Origin of the sequence: Thiothrix sp., from assembly GCF_028714775.1 — a bacterium.
In the GTDB taxonomy this organism is placed as follows: domain Bacteria; phylum Pseudomonadota; class Gammaproteobacteria; order Thiotrichales; family Thiotrichaceae; genus Thiothrix.
Genome location: NZ_JAQTLS010000006.1, coordinates 99,310 through 114,332, shown reverse-complemented (window position 1 = coordinate 114,332; position 15,023 = coordinate 99,310). Strand labels below are relative to the sequence as shown.

Genomic DNA, 15,023 nt, shown 5'->3' with positions numbered 1-15,023 from the left:
CATGCAACAAGCAAACACTATTCTGGGCTTACTGGCACAAACCTCAATCCACGCTGGTACAGGTTCAAACACAGGCGTTATCGACCTACCTATCCAACGTGAAGGGCATAACGGCTACCCTTGCGTATTTGGCTCGGCGATGAAAGGCGCATTGCGCACTCGTGCTGAAACCCAATACGGCAAAAGCAATACCAGCGTGACTTTCGTTTTCGGCCCTGACACCAACAACGCCAGCGAACACGCCGGGGCAATCATGGTCAGCGATGCACGCTTGTTACTATTACCGATCCGCTCCCTGACCTCACAGTTCAAATGGGCAACATGCCCCGATGCGTTAAAACGTTTCCAACGTGATGCCGACCGCTTTGGGGTAAACACTGCAAAAGTGGCCATTCCAGAGGTGAATGGGAATAACGCCGTTGTACCAACGCAAACCACCGCTGGCGCACTCTTCCTGGAGGAATACCGTTTTGAGGCAAAATCAGAAAACGTGGATAGCCTGATTTCCTCACTGGCAAATCTGATCCAGCGTGATGATGCGCAAGCAGCCTTGCAACAGCAACTGGTGATCGTCAGTAACGATATGTTCGCGCATTTGTGCCAACATGCCACTCCCGTCAATGCTCACATTGCTATTGATTCTGACACCAAAACCGTCCGCAGTGGTGCATTGTGGTACGAAGAAACCTTACCACCGGAAACGCTGTTATACGTCGGTATCAGTGCCGTCAACGCCCGTGCCAAAGATGCCGAAATGCCCGCAAGCGCCATCTTGGGTGCGGTTACAGGCTTGTTTACTGATAAACCGTGGCTACAAGTCGGTGGCAATGAAACCGTCGGTATGGGCTGGTGTGCAGTCAAGAACATGGGAGGCAAATAATGCAAACCATCCAGCAACAACGTGCTAAATATGCCCTGGAAAAAGTCAATCAAGCAGCGACTAACCCACGTATTAGCCACAAAGAATACAAAAGCTACGCCTCCAACTTACCCGCGATGATTCACATGAATGGATTGGGGCAAGCTGCCGCGTTTTTCAAATCCAAAGGTGACACGCATGGCGAGTTGTATAACCTGCTATCTGGTTGGTTGTGCCAACAAGGTCAGCCGTATGCAGGCTGTGCCAACTTGCTGGAAGGCATTACAACCAAAGACATGCACGCTTACCGTCTTGCTCAAGCCGAAGCACAAGCCCTGATGGATTGGGTCAAGAAATTCGCCAAAGCCTTCATGACTGATGGCGATGATAATCAAGGGGGAAGCGGACAATGACAGCACCGTTATACGCCAACTGTGAAAAACCCACTAAATGTGAAGGCAACCTTGGGCTGTGGTTCGAGCGTTTCTTTGACCAATACGACCCGCGCAACTGGGATGTATTAAAACCAACCACCAATAACAACCAGATGGGGAATGCTTACTGGTTGCTCAGAAATTTCGCCAACAAGAAAGCAGGTGATGACAAACAGCTTGCCGCTCATATCCAAGCCCAAATGCGGTTAGCCGCCAGCTTGCAAGGGCAAAGCCATGTATTCAAAGCCAGTTGGCATTTTGTGACTGGCATGGGCAATCCGCATCCGGTAGAAAATGGTTTCGCGTGGCATCCAACCTTGGGCGTGCCCTATCTAATGGGTGCTGCGGTTAAAGGACTGGTACGTAGTTACATTGAAAACTATCTGGATGATACGCTTGAAAATCGCCAGAAATTGCTGTTCGATTGGTTTGGTAGTGACCACAAAGACCCTGCGAAACAGGTTTATGACAGTCAAGCGGGTAATCTGGTTTTCTTTGATGCGTTGCCTATCAAACCCGTGACATTAGGTGTGGACATCATGACCCCTCACATGGGGAAGTGGTATGAGAAAGGTGGGGACATCACTGATGTTACTCGACAAACCGAAGCCGTTCCTGCTGACTGGCATGACCCTGTTCCGGTTTCATTTTTGGTGGCAAAAGAAGTTACTTTACTGTTCAGTTTTGCGCTGCGCCAATACCCAAATGCTGACAGCAAACGCCCAGCGATTGATTTAGCCGATGTCGCGGATGTATTGAATCGCGTCTTGGAGCAAGCAGGTGCAGGTGGCAAAACAGCAACAGGTTATGGCGGAATGCAGCCAGAGTCTGCTAACAAAACCAATGCACCAACGATCCAGAAACAGGATGAGCAATGGGAAAAAGCCACATTCCAATACCAAAAAGGCAGTGGGGAAATTACCGCACTTGGCAATAAGAAGCGTGCGTCCATCAAGGGGGAAACCGCCAAAGGCTTATTGGCAAAGCTATCCGATGACAAGCGCAAGCTCTTGGAAAAAAACAGGTTAACAGCAACTGCTATTGTCCGTAGCCAAGGCAACTTAAATGAACTGTTAGATATAATGTGATGTTCATTTATATGACAAGCTTGCCAAACCTGCCAATCCGTTTCCCTTGAGGTACATTGCGCATTCTTGTAACAACAAAGGCATACCATGACTACCTACTTCATCTCCCGCCACCCTGGTGCTGCGGACTGGGCAGAATCCGAAGGCTTTCACGTCGATGAGCGACTAGCGCATTTCGATGTGGAAATCGTGCAGCCGGGTGACACGATCCTTGGAACACTGCCAATCAATCTGGTAGCTGAAGTAAACGCACGCGGCAGCAGGTATTTCCATCTTACGCTGGAACTGCCTGCTGGTGCGCGGGGCAAGGAATTGACAGCCGATGATATGCGCAGCTACGGTGCACGGTTGGAAGGCTATTCTGCCCACAAATCACAATGAACGTTATATCATGATAAATAAGGACACCAATACCTTGAGCAAGCCTACCCTAATTAGCTTTTTGGGTAAAAAGCCCCATAGCGGCTATAGCCAAACCAGCTACCAAATCGACGATAAATTATACAAAACTGCTTACTTTGGGTTTGCTTTGGCTGAACATGTGCAACCGGGAAAAATTCTGTTGCTGGGGACATCCGGTAGCATGTGGGATGTGCTGATCGAAGACCATGCCACCGACACAGAACAAGAAAGCAGCCGCTTGCGTCTGATGGAGTTGACGCAAAGCAACAGCGTGAATGAAACTATCTTGAACGAATTCGCACCACTAATTGAAAAACGTCTTGGTTGTGCCGTCGAGATGAAGATCATTCCCTATGCCCGTGATACCTCTGAACAGATTGGTATTCTTGCCGCAATTGCTAACCACATCCAACCACAAGAACATGTCATCATGGATGTAACCCACGGTTTCCGACACCTTCCCATGCTAGGTTTATTGGCAGCGCATTATCTGGAACGGGTCAAGCGCATTGAGGTCGAAGGTATCTACTACGGCGCACTGGATATGACCCAAGCGGGTAAAACCCCTGTGCTGAACTTGCGCGGCTTGTTGCGAACGATGGATTGGATTCAAGCCTTCGCCGCTTACGATGCTAGCGGTAACTATGCTCCATTTGCTGACTTATTGCCAAATGAAGGTTGGAGCGATACCGAATGCCAAACCCTACGCGAAGCAGCATTCTTTGAACGTACCACTAATGTGGTCAAAGCACGGCAAAAGCTTTCCAGCCTAAATCAGGCATTAGATCGGCGTAACGGCACATTCCTTTCCTTGTTTGGTGACGAACTCAAACGCCGCCTCTCATGGTGGAAACCAAACCAACGTGCCGAATGGGAAGCCTCACTTGCAGATGCCTACTACCACCAAGGTGACTATCTACGTGCCAGCATCTTTACTCAAGAAGCTTGCCTGAGTGACTCAATGCCTAATGACCAGCAAAGTGAATTTAACGACCAGCGCGAAACCAACCGAAAAACCATGCAAAAGACTGATGGACGTTTTGCACGTCTCAGTGACATCCGTAACGGCATGGCGCATGGCATCAAAGGCTGGCGACAAGAATCTAGTAAAGTTCTGCAAAATGAGCAATCCCTGCGTGCCACCCTCGGCGACTACATCAAAAACTGGCGGACACTAGGAAAATCATCATCACAGGGCATCAAGCATGACAACAATAACTAAAACCAAACCGGAAGACTTTGAGCAGCGTATTTTATTGGCGGTCGCAGGCGGCACACCTGCGATTGTTACTGAAACACTTTACGCACTGACCCAAAAAGCAGAACCACCTTATCTGCCGACGGAAATATATATCATCACCACAGCAGGAGTTTACGCAAATCTACAAGAAAAACTGCTGGGTGATACGGGCAAGATTTACCAACTGTATCGTGACTATGGAATGATACCCCCCGCTTCCAACAAAATTCACCTGTGCTGCATTGGTAAAGACAAGCGGTATCTGAATGACATTACCACATCAGAAGAAAATGAAATTGCCGCAAACTTCATCACCGATAAAGTGCGCAAACTGACAAAAGAAGATTCCAGCCTGCATGTTTCCATTGCTGGTGGACGTAAGACTATGACCTATTATCTTGGTTACGCCATGTCAGTTTTCGGACGCATCCAAGACTGTATGTCACATGTATTGGTCGATGACCGCTACGCTGTACCCGGTTTTTACTACCCCACTGCACAGAGTCAGATAATTACCAACCAGTGGACGGGTGATAGCTTCGATGCCCGCGATGTCAACGTAATGCTGGGCAAATTACCCTTCATCCGCCTGCGTGATGGTTTGACTGATGATTTATTGAATGACTCCGACAAAAGTTACAGCGACATTATCGCCATTGCTCAAAGGCAGCTTGCACCTATTAGCGTGCGTATCGTTTACGAGGCTGTGGTAACACTGTATTGCGGCGGGGAAGAAATCAAGTTGCCACCTGCTCAACTGGCATTATATGTATGGATGTTGCAACGTCACAAAGCCGGAAAAGTTGTCATTACGTTAGCTGACAAAGTGACAAAGTCGGTACTTGCCGAAGAATTCAAAGCCGTTTATGCCGAACTATCCAAGGAATCTGGACATTACATCCATGCTGAGGAGAGCGTTAATAGCATGGATACCGACTACTTTGGTGCACCACGCACGAACATTAATAAAAAACTTAATGCGACACTCGGCAAGCCCAAAGCAAAAGCCTATTTACTACAATCAAGCGGAAAAAAAAACGCCATGCAATACAGCTTATCTGACGAGTTGAAGCCTGAACACATCAGTTTTGAATACCCTGTAAAACAACTCAAGAAGCCCATTTTTTAACCAGCAAGCTTGTGTAAATCGTTGCCCTGATTTTTTCATTCAAACTGTCCCCATCGAAACAACAGATGAGGACAACAACATGAACTGCATCCCACGTATCCCCAAGGATAAGCACTTCCCGTTCCATGCCCGCCGTCCACGTGATTGGTGGGACATCCTCCACGACGTAATCATCGTCCACTGAGACACCGACCGATGGCAAGTTCGCAAGTTTGCCATCGGTTAAGCAGCCATCCAAATGCCTTAACCTACGCCCACTTTATTACACGCCGTTAAGGAGGCAACCATGAACCTGATCATCAACATCATCACTGCCATCGTCACCGTAATCCTCGACCATAACTGCGACTGCGACAACGACGACTGAGCCACAACCAACGTGCAGGCGGTCATAAGGCCACCTGCACAAAATAAACACAGTAATCCGTAAAAGCGAAGGAGAACACTATGCCCATTATCCTAATCGTCATGATCGTCGCGGCTGTTGTCGCTAAAGCCAACTGCCCCTGCAACAAACCCTAAACCGACACAAGGAGAACAACCATGCTGCCAATCATTGCGGCCCCCGTCCTCACGGACATCATCATCCCGATCACCATCGCGGTGGTGACAACCATCCTCAAACACAAGTGCAAATGCGATACCAAACGCTGACGCACACCAGCGGGTAGCCCTGCGGGGCTGCCCAACCCTATGCGAACCATTCAACTCCCACAAACGCAATAACCAATGAGGTGATTCCGCATGGCACTGAAAATCCGCTTCCTGCTGACCAGCCGCTGCACGGCTACCTGCGCTTACTGCCACAACGAAGGGCAGGACAAACAAGGTGCATCATTGCTGCATCTGCACACGGTCACGTCGATCCTCGACAAACTGGCGGCGGCGAACATCGTTCCGGCGGAAATCATCCTCAGCGGTGGTGAACCAACCCTGCACAAGCAAGTGGGTGAAATCGCCCGCCAGTGCAAAGCTACCGGCACGCACGTCTCGATGGACTCACACGCAGGCCATCCGCAACTGCTGCAAGCCGCCCTGCCGTACCTCGACGAGCTGAAAATGCACATCGACTCGTTCGACCCGGCAACGCAACAGGCCAGCATGGGCATCAGCATCCACAACGTGCTAGGCAGCATCCGCCTCGCGCAACAGTTCCCCGTGCAACTGCGGGTCAACCACCCACTGCGTGACGTGCAGGAAACTGCTGAGTTCGTGAAACGCACCCGTGAACTGGGCGTGGACTGCAAGGTGATCGAGATGTTCGGTGATGATACCTGCACCGCTAACCTGCGCACCGTGAACTGGGAAAAACTCGGTTACAGCCGTCAAGCCTGCGGTGACTGGCTGCACACCGATGGCGCACACCGCGTCTTCCACAAACGCTGCGGCGCAGAACACAACCAGCATGATAATGCGCTGTTCATCGGTGCGGATGGTGTGCGCCGCGCCCTCGACAGTGACGTGATCGGTACAGCGGACAACTTCCATGTGGACATGCTGCAAGGGGTCAACGCATGAAACGCAGCGCCGCCGTCATCGCTTACGACATTGTGGAAAACAGCCGCCGCCGTCAGGTACACCGTTGCCTGAAGGCGTGGGGGCTGGCTTCCCAATACTCGCTGTTTGAGTGCCAACTGGGTTCGCGGGAGGCGGAGGAGCTGTTCCTGCAACTCAGTGGGTTAATCGACCCGCAAACGGACAGCCTGATGCTGGCGTGGATGGATAAGCAACGCACCCCGCGCATGGTGACGGCGGTCAAGCAAAACCACCATTTCCAAGCGCCACTTTGGTACGAGGGTTAGCCCATGAAGCAATGGCACATTCTGGCGTATGACGTGCGTGATGAGAAACGCTTGCGCAAGGTGCATTACTACCTGAAAAAACAGGCCGTGCCACTGCAAAAATCGGTGTTTTTGCTGCATTGCTCGGCGGCTGACCTTGCCCAAACGCTGCAAGGGGTACGTGAACGGGCGCATCTGCGTGAGGATGACATCCGCCTGTACCCGGTGAATTCGCCGCACAGCATTTGGGCTGCGGGGCAACAAAGCAATGCCATGCAAGGGCTGTATGCGGGCAAAGCCGCTGCTACGCCGGAACAGGGCTGGATAGGTCGTGTCGTGCAAACCTTATTTGGGTAAAGGAGGGGAACCATGTTACTGGTCATTGACCGTAAAGAAACCACCGTGCGCCATGTCACGGGGGCATTACGTATCGAACGCCCGGACGAACCTGCCAAAACTGTGCCCATCCAGATGTTGGGGCAGGTTGTGGTCTACGGCAACCCGTTGGTGGAAAGCGCGGTGTGGCGTGCCTTGGCTGATGCGGGTGTGCCCGCCATCTTGGTGGACTTGCGTGGCAAGCAACAAACGGCCTTTTTGGGGGCTGGCTTGGCAACCCAATTGCCCGTGCGCCGGATGCAACACCGTTGTGCTGATGACGCGGGCAAACAGTTAGTGATGGCGCGTTATGTCGTGCAACAAAAACTGTTGGGTTACAGCTTGCCTGCACAATGCTTGCAAAGCCTGTTTGCTGCTGACCCTGATGGCGTGCAGCGTTTCCAACAACAGGTGACACAAACCTTGGCGAAACTGCCGGATGCCGCCAGCATCAATAGCCTCACCGGGTTGGAAGGCCAAGTGGCGGCAGCATGGTTTGCCCTGTTAGGGACAGTGCTGGCAGAACCATGGGGGTTCAATGGGCGCAACCGCCAACCGCCGCGTGATCCGGTCAATGCGTTGTTGTCGTTGGGGTATACGCTGATGCTGGGGGAAGTGCGCCATGCCGTGTTGCTGGCGGGGTTCGACCCGGCGTTGGGTTTTTTGCACCAAGATTATCCGGGACGTGAGTCCTTGCCGCTGGATGTGCTGGAAATCTTCCGCGCCAGTGTGGATGCCTTTGTGTTGGGGTGGTTGCATAACACCCGCTTGGATAAGGGCAGTTTTTACTACCGTGAAGCCGAAGGTTGCCGCCTGAGCAAGGGGGTGCGCCCACTGTTTTATGCGGCTTGGGCGCAATTCCGCCAGCATTGCCCGCGCCCATTTTGTCCTGATGGGGGTGGCGATTGGCCCCACGCGGGTTTGGGGGAAATCATCAATGGGCAGGTGATGCGTGTGCGTGATGTGTTAAAGCAAACTGATTTGGGATAACAAGGGGGAAAGACCATGAGCATTCTTGAAACGGCGATGCAGCCTGACATTCTGGACAAGGCATGGAATTTGCTGAAAACCGAGCATACGCCGTGGTCGGTGACGGTTGACCGCGACCAGTTGCAGCGCAACCTGATGCGCCACTTGCTGACTTGCCGGGAGGATGTATTATCCGGGCGTTACCAGCCGGAGCCACTGCGCCAGTTTGCAATGACCAAGCCCGATGGCAAGCAACGTATCATTTCTGCGCAATACTTGCGGGACAAGCTGGTGCAGCGTGCTTTGCTGATTGTGCTGGAACCGAATGCAGAGGCCATTTTCCATCATGACAGCTACGCTTACCGGCGTGGGCGCAGTGTCAAAATGGCCTTGGACAAGACCAAGGAACGGGTGCGGATCGGGCAGGATTGGCTGGTGGATGCGGACATCAGCAAGTTCTTTGACAATATCCCGCTGACGCCACTGCAAAAGAAGTTGAAAGCCTTCATCAAAGACAGCGACGCACTCAACCTGATCGACAAATGGCTGAAACAGGGTGTCCACAGCAGCAGCTTGTTTGGGACTTCGCGGGGGATTTCGCAAGGGGCGATTTTGTCACCGATGTTCTGCAACTTGTACATGAACGAGTTTGACCAAGCATTGGGTAATGCCCACATCCCATTCGTGCGCTTTGCGGATGATTTCCTGTTGTTCGCCACCGATCAGGGTAAGGCAGAAAAAGCCTTGGTGTTCGCCCGTAAAAAACTCAATGACATGGGCTTGACGTTGCACCCAGAGAAAACCCGCGTCATCCGTAGTAACCGCCGGGTCATCTTCCTCGGTGAGCCGTTGCCAGAGGCCAGACGGGTTGCCGCATAATCTTATGCGGCGCTGGTCGGAAAAACATAGTCCGGCTGAGCGTTTCGTTTTATTATGGAGGTATGGGTAATGGTGTTTACCCATGTTCTTGTAAAATTTGTCGACTGAAACCATGTCGTGTATGGCTGTTACTGGTCTATTCGTATTCGATCCATGCGCTGTAAAATGCTAACTCTGAAGTGTCGATTTGATGTCATTTTTCATACACCGCAACTCGTTGAAATTTAAAATATTTTTACGAAGCACGGGGTTTGAATGCTGCCCTGTTTGAGAAGGGATTAAGACAATCATAACCATCTTCAATATCGTCAACATCAACCGTTTGAATGCTGCCCTGTTTGAGAAGGGATTAAGACTAAACTCGTTCGGCGTCTCTATCCTGTCATTTAATGTTTGAATGCTGCCCTGTTTGAGAAGGGATTAAGACTAATAGATCGCCAACTGTTTCCTGTTTTGCAGAAAGTTTGAATGCTGCCCTGTTTGAGAAGGGATTAAGACATCAACATAACTGTTGACTTCCTCAATGGTACCGTTTGAATGCTGCCCTGTTTGAGAAGGGATTAAGACTTCACACCATTAACCAGTGTGGTCCACGCCCAGCGTGTTTGAATGCTGCCCTGTTTGAGAAGGGATTAAGACGTAACCACAGACGCAACTAAATTATGCTCTTCAGGTTTGAATGCTGCCCTGTTTGAGAAGGGATTAAGACCATTCAGCGCGGCATCATTGATTTGTTGAACTGGAGTTTGAATGCTGCCCTGTTTGAGAAGGGATTAAGACTTTAGCTCAAGTATGGAAGTACTTGGGGTAATAGGTTTGAATGCTGCCCTGTTTGAGAAGGGATTAAGACTACCAGTAGAGATGAAGCTTTCAGTCGCTGATGAGTTTGAATGCTGCCCTGTTTGAGAAGGGATTAAGACCTCAATCACCTTGGCATACCCAATACCAAGACAGTGTTTGAATGCTGCCCTGTTTGAGAAGGGATTAAGACTAACTTCAGAAAACCAGTATAGATGGCCTTAAAGTTTGAATGCTGCCCTGTTTGAGAAGGGATTAAGACTAATAGCTGCATACGGTACTGACGATAACATTGCCGTTTGAATGCTGCCCTGTTTGAGAAGGGATTAAGACGGTAGTGTTGCTGCCTATTATTTTAATCTTCCTGTTTGAATGCTGCCCTGTTTGAGAAGGGATTAAGACCTTCCTACTTTAAGGAAGTTAACAAATCTATCTGTTTGAATGCTGCCCTGTTTGAGAAGGGATTAAGACATTCTCAGTGGTTGCGCCAATACAGGCCATCTTAGTTTGAATGCTGCCCTGTTTGAGAAGGGATTAAGACGTTACAAGAGTACCAGCAGCGTTATGGATTCCATTGTTTGAATGCTGCCCTGTTTGAGAAGGGATTAAGACACTTTTACAGCCTCCAGTGCTTTGGCAACTGCGGTTTGAATGCTGCCCTGTTTGAGAAGGGATTAAGACTGAAAAAAGCTACTCCAGCAGTAAATCCAGAAAGGTTTGAATGCTGCCCTGTTTGAGAAGGGATTAAGACGGCCATCTTAAAATGTTGCCCTTCGCTAAGGGCGTTTGAATGCTGCCCTGTTTGAGAAGGGATTAAGACACCTGCGGCCTTCACCTTTGCTTTCGGAGTGACGGCGTTTGAATGCTGCCCTGTTTGAGAAGGGATTAAGGGCGACACAAACTGTACATTCCAGCCAACGGCCAAAGGGTTTGAATGCTGCCCTGTTTGAGAAGGGATTAAGGGTACCAACACTTTTCAGTCAGATCATGTATCAATCGTTTGAATGCTGCCCTGTTTGAGAAGGGATTAAGGGGGTAGCCCGCGCGTTTCAGCAGCTCAAACACAGGTTTGAATGCTGCCCTGTTTGAGAAGGGATTAAGACACTGTGAGACTCGGTGGCTCCAGAAGTGAAACGGTTTGAATGCTGCCCTGTTTGAAACAACCTCTGACAGTGGGGAAAAAGCCGAAGACGCTCAGGAGCGTTGACCTAAACACTGGGGACAGGCAGGGATACAGGGTGATGGTTTTCAGACTTGGGGGGAATACGCCGCAATGATGGCGCAGGAGCAGCACACACTGGCGGCTGGATTCACACTCTCAAAAAATGTCAACCGTATCCGCAAGGGTAATGCCACAGCCATGATGACCAACGTAGCACCGACATAGTAACGAAAAACGTTGGCTTTTTGACAACGAACAAAAAATCACTTAACTTGCTGATTTAACGGAGTTCGTTTGACGTATTAATGGTGCCCGGAGCCGGGGTCGAACCGGCATGACATCGCTGTCGAGGGATTTTAAGTCCCTTGCGTCTACCTATTTCGCCATCCGGGCAAGAGGGATAGCTGAAAGCTTAAGCAAAAGTAAGGCGTGCATTATAGGGATTCAGCGCCACCAACGCAACGCTGAGGCTACTTTTCAAGCGGCTTCAGCAAATCCATCAGATCATCGGCACTGAAACGTAACCCTTCGTCGGCTTCCTTGTCTGAATATAGCCCATCTGCCAGTGCTTGCTTCTTTTCTTGCAGCTTGAGGATTTTTTCCTCCACGGTTTCTTCTGTAATCAGCTTGTAGACAAACACCGGCTTATCCTGCCCTATGCGGTAGGCACGGTCAGTGGCCTGCTGCTCCACCGCTGGATTCCACCATGGGTCGTAATGGATCACGGTATCAGCAGCAGTCAGGTTCAGCCCCGTCCCCCCTGCCTTCAAGCTGATCAGGAACACTTTTGCGTCACCCTCTTGGAACATTGCCACCGCCTCGTCGCGGTTTTTGGTCTGCCCAGTTAACTTGCTGTAACTGATGTCCTCTTTGACCAACTCTTCCTCAATCAGCGCCAGCATGGAGGTGAATTGCGAAAACAGCAGCACCTTGCGCCCTTCTTCCAGCATTTCCGGCAACAGAGTCATGAGCAATTCGAGCTTGGCTGACTGTTTGACCTTTTGCGCTTTTTCAAGTTTGACCAGACGCGGGTCACAGCACACTTGGCGCAGCTTCAGCAGGGCATCGAGGATCATGATTTGGCTGCGGGCGAAACCTTTCTTGCTGATTTCTTCCTGCACCTTTTTATCCATCGCTAGCCGCACAGTTTCGTACAGGTCACGTTGTTTGCCATCCAGCGCTACGCTACGGATGATTTCGCTTTTGGGTGGCAATTCGCTGGCGACATGCTCCTTGGTGCGACGCAGCATGAAGGGTTGCACACGGTTGCGTAGTTGTTGCTGCCGCCCCATATCGCCCTGCTTTTCAATCGGGGAACGGAACAGCCGAGTAAATTTTTCATGCGCCCCCAGAAAACCGGGCATCAGGAAATGGTACATCGACCACAGTTCACCGAGGTGGTTTTCCAGCGGCGTCCCGGTCAGGCACAGGCGGTGGCGGGCTTTGAGGGTGTAAATGACCTGTGTGGTTTTGGAGGCGGCATTCTTGATGGCTTGCGCTTCATCAAGGATCAGGTAGTGGAACGCCTGCCGTTGGTATTGCTCTTCGTCACGCAGCATCAGCGGGTAGGTGGTGAGGATCACATCGTATTCGCTGAAGGAATCAAAATGCTGTTGGCGATCAGAGCCGTGGACAATCTGCACGCGCAAATCGGGGGTGAACTTTGCCGCTTCGCGCCGCCAGTTGCCCATCAGGCTGGTGGGCGCAATCACGAGGGAAGGCAAATCCATGCGCCCGCTTTGCTTTTCCAGCAACAAATGCGCCAAGGCTTGCAGGGTTTTGCCCAAGCCCATGTCATCCGCCAGCGTGCCGTTAAATTGGTATTCGCGCAGGAATTGCAGCCAGTTGATACCTTCGTGCTGGTAGGGGCGCAAGTCGGCGTTCAAACCTTCCGGCAAGGTAACGGTTTGGATGCCGCTGAAATCTTTGAGCTTTTGGGTCAGCGCCAAAAGTTCTTCCGCGCCTTTCCATTTCATACCGGGGGCATTGAGCAGGTCGGCAAGGTTTGCGCCTTGGTATTTACTCAGTTCCAGATTGCCGTCAGCGTTCAATGGCTGGTGATCGTAGAGTTCAACCAAGGTTTCCATGATGCTTTCGAGGCGGCGGGATTCGAGCTTTGCCCAACGGCTCTCAGAAACGGGCACGAGGATGTATTCTTGGCGTTGCAACAGGTCGCGCAGGGCTTGCGGGCTTTCCATCTGTGACAACATTTCAACCAGAATTGGCAGTAAGTTGATGCGCTGACCCTCGACTTCAAAGCCGAGGCTGATTTCAAACCAATCTGTACCGCTATCGCTTTCCTCCCAAACGGCTTCGAGGTCGTCTACCAAGTCGAATTGCAGGTCAAAATTATCCGCCAAGGTGATATTCCAGCCATCTAGCCGCAGCGCGTCTAAGCCGTGATCAAGGAAATCATGCCAGCGCAAGGCCGATAACGTCTTACTTTCAGCCAACATCAGCATATCCAGCGGGTGCAGGCTGGAAAACCGCGCAGGGGCAGGCTCAAAACCGTAATCCCGTAAGGCGTCGATAGCTTCCTGTTCGCCCTCTTTGTCACGGTGAATACGGTAGCGCGTACCATTCACCTTCAACAAACTGGTCACAGCGGGTGTTTCAGGGCGCAAGATATGCCCACTGTAATTGAAGCTTACGCAAGCCGTGTGGACAGTGCGACCCAATTCCGGCAGATGCACCGACTGCAACAGCAAACCGGGCTGCAATTCGCTGAGCAGGTCTTCCACTTGCTGGCGGGCTTTGGGGGAAGGTGCGGGAATATCTGCATCAGGCAATAATTCCAGCAAACGTTCGCTGACTGCTTCGGCTTGCTCCTCGGGGATCGGCGGGGCATTAAGCAGCTTTTCTACCTGTTGCGGATTGAGGTCGGGGTGTTCCAACAACCCGCATTCCAAGGTGCGGTTGTCGACGTACCACGCCTTGCCGTTCAGCCAGAAGTGCATGTCTATGGCTTGCTCGGGTTCCAAACTGACGGTGTATTGCGCCGCCTCGTTTTTCTTCCACTGGAACTGGAAATAGCGCGGTTCACCCGCCTGCAAGGCACGCGCATCGTGCTTCCAACCTTCTACCGTTGACCAAAACAAACGCCCGGTTTTCAGCACTTCGGTTAATACTTGCTCGCCCGTTTTACCTGTCAGCGCACCGCTGTTCCAGTAAGGCGAAAAGCGTAAGTCGGGAACCGCCAGCAGTTGCGCAATCATCAAATCATGCGGCTCGTAATGGTAGCTGCGTGCGCGTTGCGTGGTCAGCAGGCTATCCAAAGCCACTGCCGCCGGTTTGCCATAGCCGCCTTTTTTCAGCAGCGAGGATTTATACAAACCGAGTGTCACCAAGCCCTGCCTACGCAGGTCGGTATGCAACAAATACAGCAATTGGCTTTGGTAAGGTGCGGATTCTACGCTTGCCTGTTCCGAACTGGTCGTGGGTTTACCCGCCATCGCTACCGTCTGTAACCACATATCTATCGGGTTAACGGAAGCCGCACGTGCCGTTGGCAAGCTAGCCGCCGTAAACAGTGGAGTCCCCTTGCGCAGGGTTTCAATCACCTTTTGGCGGGAAGCGTATTCAAGGTAGGCAAACAGTGCCGCAACCGTGTGTTTGCAGCTCATGGTCACGGGGCAAGTGCATACGCCCGTAATCCACTTGGGTGCATTTTCATTGTAATTGACCACCGTCAAATACGGCTTTTTGCCACTGCCTTGAACTTTGGCGTGTAAGGATACATTGCCATTAGCGCTTTTTTCGGCATGGAAGCTGACAACCTTGCCAGCAGCAAAGTAGCTTAAACCACGCTCAATGGTGGCGGTGTCAAACACATTAAACAAAACCGGCTGGGGAAGGTTGCCGTCAGCCAGGAGGTCAATATATTTGGGTAACAGGTGCATGTATCCAT

Annotated in this window: 12 protein-coding genes, 1 tRNA gene and 1 CRISPR repeat array; of the genes, 11 read left to right on the top strand and 2 right to left on the bottom strand. The window is 51.2% G+C overall.

All coding sequences use genetic code 11. The annotated features are described in order from the left end of the window. The first annotated feature begins 1 nt into the window (after window position 1). The 11 genes from cmr4 to PHE17_RS06875 all read left to right on the top strand — a co-directional run bounded on the left by cmr4 (window position 2) and on the right by PHE17_RS06875 (window position 9,156). On the top strand, window positions 2–880 hold the full coding sequence (gene cmr4 / locus PHE17_RS06925) for a type III-B CRISPR module RAMP protein Cmr4 (protein ID WP_301015094.1): 879 nt from the start codon (window positions 2–4) through the stop codon (window positions 878–880). Then, window positions 880–1,272 carry a type III-B CRISPR module-associated protein Cmr5 gene (cmr5, locus tag PHE17_RS06920; protein WP_301015093.1) on the top strand — a complete coding sequence of 131 codons (393 nt, stop codon included), beginning with the start codon at window positions 880–882 and terminating at the stop codon, window positions 1,270–1,272. The genes cmr4 and cmr5 overlap by 1 nt, the downstream gene beginning before the upstream one ends. After that, the gene (cmr6, locus tag PHE17_RS06915; RefSeq protein WP_301015092.1) at window positions 1,269–2,381 is read left to right on the top strand and encodes a type III-B CRISPR module RAMP protein Cmr6; all 1,113 of its coding nucleotides are present in this window, start codon (window positions 1,269–1,271) and stop codon (window positions 2,379–2,381) included. The genes cmr5 and cmr6 overlap by 4 nt, the downstream gene beginning before the upstream one ends. 87 nt (window positions 2,382–2,468) lie before the next feature. Further along, window positions 2,469–2,762: a CRISPR-associated protein Csx16 gene (gene csx16 / locus PHE17_RS06910; protein ID WP_301015091.1), complete on the top strand. Its 294-nt coding sequence runs from the start codon at window positions 2,469–2,471 to the stop codon at window positions 2,760–2,762. 10 nt (window positions 2,763–2,772) lie between these two features. After that, window positions 2,773–4,005, top strand: coding sequence for a TIGR02221 family CRISPR-associated protein (gene csx2 / locus PHE17_RS06905; protein WP_301015090.1), 1,233 nt, complete (start codon window positions 2,773–2,775; stop codon window positions 4,003–4,005). After that, entirely contained in the window at window positions 3,989–5,152 is a 1,164-nt protein-coding gene (gene csm6 / locus PHE17_RS06900; protein ID WP_301015089.1) for a CRISPR-associated ring nuclease Csm6, read from the top strand. Before csx2 ends, csm6 begins: the two co-directional genes overlap by 17 nt. A gap of 744 nt (window positions 5,153–5,896) precedes the next feature. Beyond that, complete coding sequence (locus PHE17_RS06895; RefSeq protein WP_301015088.1) at window positions 5,897–6,670, top strand: radical SAM protein; 774 nt, start codon at window positions 5,897–5,899, stop codon at window positions 6,668–6,670. Next, window positions 6,667–6,954, top strand: a complete 288-nt coding sequence (gene cas2 / locus PHE17_RS06890; protein ID WP_301015087.1) for a CRISPR-associated endonuclease Cas2 — start codon at window positions 6,667–6,669, stop codon at window positions 6,952–6,954. Before PHE17_RS06895 ends, cas2 (PHE17_RS06890) begins: the two co-directional genes overlap by 4 nt. Before the next feature lie 3 nt (window positions 6,955–6,957). Further along, window positions 6,958–7,290 (top strand): CRISPR-associated endonuclease Cas2, encoded by a 333-nt coding sequence (gene cas2, locus PHE17_RS06885; protein WP_301015086.1) that lies wholly within the window; start codon window positions 6,958–6,960, stop codon window positions 7,288–7,290. A gap of 12 nt (window positions 7,291–7,302) precedes the next feature. Then, window positions 7,303–8,298 (top strand): CRISPR-associated endonuclease Cas1, encoded by a 996-nt coding sequence (gene cas1 / locus PHE17_RS06880; protein WP_301015085.1) that lies wholly within the window; start codon window positions 7,303–7,305, stop codon window positions 8,296–8,298. A gap of 15 nt (window positions 8,299–8,313) precedes the next feature. Further along, entirely contained in the window at window positions 8,314–9,156 is an 843-nt protein-coding gene (locus tag PHE17_RS06875; RefSeq protein WP_301015084.1) for a reverse transcriptase domain-containing protein, read from the top strand. Window positions 9,157–9,405: 249 nt separating this feature from the next. After that, window positions 9,406–11,126: a CRISPR direct-repeat array (repeat unit 34 nt; unit sequence GTTTGAATGCTGCCCTGTTTGAGAAGGGATTAAG). 296 nt (window positions 11,127–11,422) lie between these two features. On the opposite strand, the gene PHE17_RS06870 is transcribed toward PHE17_RS06875, so the two are convergent. Both PHE17_RS06870 and PHE17_RS06865 read right to left on the bottom strand, forming a co-directional pair. After that, a tRNA-Leu gene (locus PHE17_RS06870) sits at window positions 11,423–11,509 on the bottom strand. Between the two features lie 77 nt (window positions 11,510–11,586). Then, on the bottom strand, window positions 11,587–15,015 hold the full coding sequence (locus tag PHE17_RS06865) for a DEAD/DEAH box helicase (protein WP_301015083.1): 3,429 nt from the start codon (window positions 15,013–15,015) through the stop codon (window positions 11,587–11,589). Window positions 15,016–15,023 lie beyond the last annotated feature (8 nt).